The organism is Dietzia sp. DQ11-38-2 (assembly GCF_014145055.1).
In the GTDB taxonomy this organism is placed as follows: Bacteria; Actinomycetota; Actinomycetes; order Mycobacteriales; family Mycobacteriaceae; genus Dietzia.
The window spans coordinates 5,924-11,611 of the sequence record NZ_JAALDW010000365.1 but is presented as its reverse complement, the minus strand read 5'-3'; the positions used below and the strand labels follow the sequence as shown (position 1 = coordinate 11,611).

General features: G+C 69.8%; 6 protein-coding genes. All 6 read left to right on the top strand.

Annotated features, from left to right (window positions below; genetic code table 11):
- The 6 genes from G6026_RS12380 to pyk all read left to right on the top strand — a co-directional run bounded on the left by G6026_RS12380 (position 1) and on the right by pyk (position 5,569).
- A complete protein-coding gene (locus tag G6026_RS12380; protein ID WP_182613352.1) occupies positions 1 to 150 on the top strand; it encodes a Trp biosynthesis-associated membrane protein in 150 nt (49 codons plus the stop codon).
- A gap of 100 nt (positions 151 to 250) precedes the next feature.
- The gene (gene trpC, locus G6026_RS12375) at positions 251 to 1,063 is read left to right on the top strand and encodes an indole-3-glycerol phosphate synthase TrpC (RefSeq protein ID WP_182613351.1); all 813 of its coding nucleotides are present in this window, start codon (positions 251 to 253) and stop codon (positions 1,061 to 1,063) included.
- A gap of 67 nt (positions 1,064 to 1,130) precedes the next feature.
- Entirely contained in the window at positions 1,131 to 2,426 is a 1,296-nt protein-coding gene (gene trpB, locus G6026_RS12370; RefSeq protein ID WP_107756292.1) for a tryptophan synthase subunit beta, read from the top strand.
- Positions 2,423 to 3,214 (top strand): tryptophan synthase subunit alpha, encoded by a 792-nt coding sequence (gene trpA, locus G6026_RS12365; protein WP_107756293.1) that lies wholly within the window; start codon positions 2,423 to 2,425, stop codon positions 3,212 to 3,214. Before trpB ends, trpA begins: the two co-directional genes overlap by 4 nt.
- Entirely contained in the window at positions 3,211 to 4,104 is an 894-nt protein-coding gene (gene lgt, locus G6026_RS12360) for a prolipoprotein diacylglyceryl transferase (RefSeq protein WP_182613350.1), read from the top strand. The genes trpA and lgt overlap by 4 nt, the downstream gene beginning before the upstream one ends.
- 46 nt (positions 4,105 to 4,150) lie before the next feature.
- Positions 4,151 to 5,569, top strand: coding sequence for a pyruvate kinase (gene pyk / locus G6026_RS12355; protein WP_107756295.1), 1,419 nt, complete (start codon positions 4,151 to 4,153; stop codon positions 5,567 to 5,569).
- Positions 5,570 to 5,688 lie beyond the last annotated feature (119 nt).

Genomic DNA, 5,688 nt, shown 5'->3' with positions numbered 1-5,688 from the left:
ATGATCTGGCCGACCCGTCGGGTGCGGCGCGACGATCGCTACGTGACGCCCGCCGCACGTCGCCAGGGCCGGGGGACCGGCGAGTCCGCCGTGGACACCGGCACTGACCTGTGGCAGGAACTCGACGAGGGTCGCGATCCCACGGGGTGAGCCCGGCGAGAGCGGGTCCCGATTCTGAGAACCCCATGTGCTGCCTCTATTGTTGATCTCGATCACACTTCCTGCCCGAACACTGCAGAGGGAGGTCACGGTGGGTACCGTGCTCGACTCGATTATCGACGGGGTCCGCGAGGACGTCGCTGCCCGCGAGGCCGTCACCGACCTCACTGCGGTCAAGAAGGCGGCCCGGTCGGCGCCCGAGCCGCGGGACGCGCTCAGGGCGCTCCGGGGGGCGGGTGTCGGCGTCATCGCCGAGGTCAAGCGCGCGAGTCCCTCGAAGGGTCCGCTCGCCGACATCCCTGATCCCGCGGTGCTCGCCCGGATGTACGAGGAGGGTGGTGCCCGCGTCATCTCGTGCCTGACCGAGGAGCGCCGCTTCAACGGCAGCCTGGCGGACCTGGACGCGGTCCGTCGGGCCGTCGACATCCCGGTACTCCGCAAGGATTTCGTGGTGGGGCCGTACCAGATCCACGAGGCCCGGGCCCACGGCGCCGATCTCGTGCTGCTGATCGTGGCGGCTCTGGAACAGGACGCCCTGGTGTCTCTGCTCGACCGCACGGAGTCACTGGGGATGACGGCGCTGGTGGAGGTCCACACGGAGGAGGAGGCCGATCGCGCCCTCGAGGCCGGTGCCACCGTGATCGGAGTCAACGCCCGGAATCTCAAGACGCTCGAGGTCGACCGTGATGTGTTCTCCCGCATCGCGCCGGGCCTGCCGTCCGGAGTGGTCAAGATCGCCGAGTCCGGCGTCCGTGACGCGTCCGACCTCCTGTCGTACGCCAGCGTGGGTGCGGACGCGGTCCTCGTGGGTGAGGGCCTGGTGACCAAAGGCGACCCCCGTGCGGCGTGCAACGCCCTGGCCACGGCGGGTTCCCACCCGTCGTGTCCGCAGGGACCCCGCTAGGCCCCCGGCGCACGCTTCCGGCAGACTGGGAGCCGTGAATTCTAACGAGCTGACACCGCTGCCCTCGATGGGAGACGTGCTCCGGACGACCACCGGACACGAGCCCGACCAGCGGGGCCACTGGGGTGCATTCGGTGGGCGCTACGTCCCCGAGGCGCTCATGGCGGTCGTCGACGAGGTCGCCGACGCCTACGCCAAGGCCCGCGCGGACGACGCCTACCTCGACGAGCTCGACCGGCTCCAGCGCGACTACTCGGGTCGGCCGTCGCCCCTGTACGAGGCGGGACGTTTCGGGGCGGAGATCGGCGCCAGGGTGTTCCTCAAGCGGGAGGACCTCAACCACACCGGGTCGCACAAGATCAACAACGTCCTCGGCCAGGTGCTGCTCGCGCACCGCATGGGCAAGAAGCGTGTGATCGCCGAGACCGGGGCCGGACAGCACGGGGTCGCCTCCGCCACGGCGTGCGCCCTGCTCGGACTGGAGTGCAAGATCTACATGGGTGCCGTGGACGTCCGCCGTCAGGCCCTGAACGTCGCCCGGATGCGGCTGCTCGGAGCGGAGGTCGAGGCCGTCGAGGTGGGGTCGGCGACGCTCAAGGACGCGATCAACGAGGCGATGCGGGACTGGGTCTCCCGTGCGGACGACACGTACTACGCGTTCGGCACCGCCGCCGGCCCACACCCCTTCCCCGCGATGGTCCGCGACTTCCAACGGGTGGTGGGTACGGAGGCGCGCGCCCAGATGCTGGAGCGGGTGGGACGACTGCCCGACGCCGCGGTGGCGTGCGTGGGTGGTGGGTCCAACGCGATCGGATTGTTCCACCCGTTCATCGACGACTCCTCGGTCCGCCTGGTGGGCTGCGAGGCGGGCGGCGACGGCGTGGCGTCCGGTCGCACCGCCGCGACCGTCAACGCCGGCAGGCCGGGCGTCTTCCAGGGCTCCTATGCGCACCTCATGCAGGACGAGGACGGGCAGACCACCGAGTCGCACTCGATCTCGGCGGGGCTGGACTACCCGGGTGTGGGACCCGAGCACTCGTACCTCGCCGACATCGGCCGCGCGGAATACCGGCCGGTGACCGACGCCCAGGCGATGGACGCATTCGCCCAACTGTGCCGCACCGAGGGGATCATCCCCGCCATCGAGTCCGCCCACGCGGTCGCCGGAGCAGCGCAGCTCGCCGCCGAGGGCGTCGACCTGATACTGGTCAACGTCTCGGGTCGAGGCGACAAGGACGTCGACACCGCCGCCCGGTGGTTCGGCCTGTTGGGCGGAGGGACCCCCCCGGAGGCCGGGGTGGACTCGAGCCGGGGCGCGGACGACGGCGCGGGGGAGTACGCGGACGGGGGGATCGAGGGATGAGCGCGCTGAGCGAGGTCTTCGGGCGGTGCCGTGCGGAGAACCGGGCCGCTCTCATCGGGTACTACCCAGCGGGGTACCCCACGGTCGAGGGGTCCGTCCAGGCCGTTCGCACCATGGTCGCCGGCGGCTGCGACGTCATCGAGGTGGGGATCCCGTACTCGGATCCCATGATGGACGGCCCCACCATCCAGGCGGCCGCGGATGTGGCACTGGAGGCGGGCTTCCGCATCCGGGACACCTTCGACGTGGTCCGCGCGGTGGCCGAGGCCGGGGCGGTCCCGGTCGTCATGAGCTACTGGAACCCGATCCTGCAATACGGCGTCGACCGGTTCGCGGCGGACCTCGCGGCCGCCGGGGGGACCGGGGTCATCACACCGGACCTGATCCCGGACGAGGCGGACGAGTGGATCGCCGCGACGGACGCCCACGGCGTCGACCGGGTCTTCCTGGTGGCGCCGTCGTCGACGCCCGAACGATTGGCCATGACGCTGTCCCACACGAGCGGATTCGTCTACGTCCAGGCAGTGATGGGGGTCACCGGGGCGCGGGACGTGGTCTCGGATGCCCCCAGGACCCTCACCGCCCGTGTCCGCGAGCTCTCGGACCTGCCGTGTGGAGTCGGACTCGGTGTGCGCAACGGGGACCAGGCAGCGGAGATCGCCTCCTACGCCGACGGGGTGATCGTGGGCTCCGCCCTCATCACCGCCGCCACCGAGGGAGGCGACGCCCTCGCGCGGTTGACGGCCGATCTCGCGTCGGGCGTGCGTCGGCGAGGAGTCGACTCGTGATCCCCAGCCCTCCGCAGGGGGTCTGGGAGCTCGGTCCGTTCCCCGTGCGCGCGTACGCACTGTGGATCATCCTCGGCATCGTCGTGGCCATCTGGTGGGGCGAGAAGCGGTGGGTCGCCCGTGGGGGGCGCGCGGGGGTCGTCCTCGACACCGCGCTGTGGGCCGTCCCCTTCGGCCTCGTGGGCGGTCGCGTCTACCACGTGGCCACGGACTGGTACCGCTACTTCGGTGAGGGCAGGAACCCGGTCGACGCGCTGAAGATCTGGGACGGCGGTCTGGGGATCTGGGGAGCGGTCGCGCTGGGCGCGATCGGTGCCTACATCGGCCTGCGGCAGCAGGGGATCCGGGCGATCGGCGCGTTCGGCGACGCGGTCGCCCCGGGCATCGTCCTGGCGCAGGGAATCGGTCGACTGGGGAACTACTTCAACCAGGAGCTCTACGGTCGCGAGACCGACGTGCCCTGGGCCCTGGAGATCTACCAGCGGTACGACGAGGCGTACGGATACTCCCAGACCCTCGGTCGGTCCACCGGGCAGGTGCTCGCGACCGTGCACCCCACGTTCCTGTACGAGCTCCTGTGGAACGTCCTGGTGGCCGTGGCGTTGGTGCTGATCGACCGCAGGTTCCGGCTCGGGCACGGCCGACTCTTCGCGCTCTATGTGGCCCTGTACTGCTTCGGGAGGTTCTGGGTCGAGCTGCTCCGTGCGGATGCGGCGACCGAGATCTTCGGGCTGCGCATCAACACCGTCGTCTCCGTCGTCGTCATGCTGGCCGCGCTGATCTACGTGTGGCGGGCACGCCGGGGCCGCGAGGACCCGTCCGAGCTGCGTGCTCCCGAGGACGTGACCGAGGAGTCCCCGGGGGACGCACCCCCGTTGGCCGGTCGTTGACGTCGCGTTCACCGGTCATCCCGGCGAGGGGTCTAGATTGGTACGGGTGAACCGTCGTACCAAGATCGTCTGCACCCTGGGTCCCGCCGTCGCCTCGGAGGCCGGCATCCGTGAACTCGTCGATGCCGGGATGAACGTCGCCCGGCTCAACTTCAGCCACGGGGACCATGCCGACCACGAAGCGAACTACCGCTGGGTCCGCCAGGCCTCGGACGAGTCGGGGCACGCCGTCGGTGTGCTCGCGGACCTCCAGGGCCCCAAGATCCGGCTCGGCCGCTTCATCGAGGGCCGCCACGAGTGGGCGGAGGGTGACATGGTCGCCATCACCGTGGCGGATGTGGAGGGGACCAAGGAGCGCGTGTCCACCACCTACAAGGGGCTGGCGGCCGATGCCCGCCCCGGCGACCGACTGCTCGTGGATGACGGCAACATCGGTCTGACCGTGCAGCGGGTCGAGGGTGACGACGTCCACTGCGTCGTCACCGAGGGCGGCACGGTCTCCAACAACAAGGGGGTGTCCCTGCCGGGGATGAACGTCTCGGTCCCGGCGCTGAGCGAGAAGGACGTCGCGGACCTCCGGTTCGCGCTGGACCTGGGCGTCGATTTCATCGCCCTGTCCTTCGTCCGGTCTCCGGCGGACGTCGACCTGGTGCACGCGATCATGGATGAGGTCGGCGTGCACGTCCCTGTGATCGCCAAGCTCGAGAAGCCCGAGGCCGTCAAGAATCTCGAATCCATCGTCCTGGCCTTCGACGCGATCATGGTCGCACGGGGCGACCTGGGCGTGGAGTTGCCACTGCAGGACGTGCCGCTGGTCCAGAAGCGGGCGATCCAGATCGCCCGGGAGAACGCGAAGCCGGTCATCGTGGCCACGCAGATGCTCGAGTCCATGATCACCAACTCCCGGCCCACCCGGGCGGAGGCGTCGGACGTCGCCAACGCCGTGCTCGACGGGGCCGACGCGGTGATGCTCTCGGGAGAGACCTCGGTGGGCAAGTACCCCATCGACGCGGTGCGGACCATGTCGTCGATCGCTCTCGCGGTGGAGTCCGATTCCACCGCCGCGCCGGACCTCGTCCACATCCCCCGGACCAAACGCGGGGTCATCTCCTACTCGGCGCGGGAGATCGGAGAGCGGTTGGGCGCCAAGGCGCTCGTCGCCGTGACCTCGACCGGGGACACGGTCCGCCGCCTCGCCCGGTTGCACAGTCACCTGCCGCTCATCGCCATCACCGGTGATCCGCGCATCCGGAGCCAGTTGGCTCTCACGTGGGGCACCGAGACGTTCCTGACCGACCGGGTCCACGAGACGGCGGAGCTCGTCAAGGTGACCGACGAACTGCTGCTCCCCCTCGAGGGGTACAACGAGGACGATCTCATCGTGATCGTCGCGGGCAACGTGCCGGGCGTCGAGGGGTCGACCAACTTCATCCTCGTACACCGGATGGGCGAGGCGGACCACTGATCACCTTCGGGTAACAACTCGGTAGCGCCGGTGGGCACCCGCTCACCGGCGCTTTCGACTCTATTCGTGCTTTTGACGTGACAGGGCCGAGATACATCTGTTACCTTTTTGGAGGCCAC

Excerpts from the sequence above, each read along its gene's own strand:
- G6026_RS12380 (WP_182613352.1), top strand. The coding sequence starts at position 1 with ATGATCTGGCCGACCCGTCGGGTGCGGCGCGACGATCGCTACGTGACG.
- trpB (WP_107756292.1), top strand. The coding sequence starts at position 1,131 with ATGGGAGACGTGCTCCGGACGACCACCGGACACGAGCCCGACCAGCGG.
- trpA (WP_107756293.1), top strand. The coding sequence starts at position 2,423 with ATGAGCGCGCTGAGCGAGGTCTTCGGGCGGTGCCGTGCGGAGAACCGG.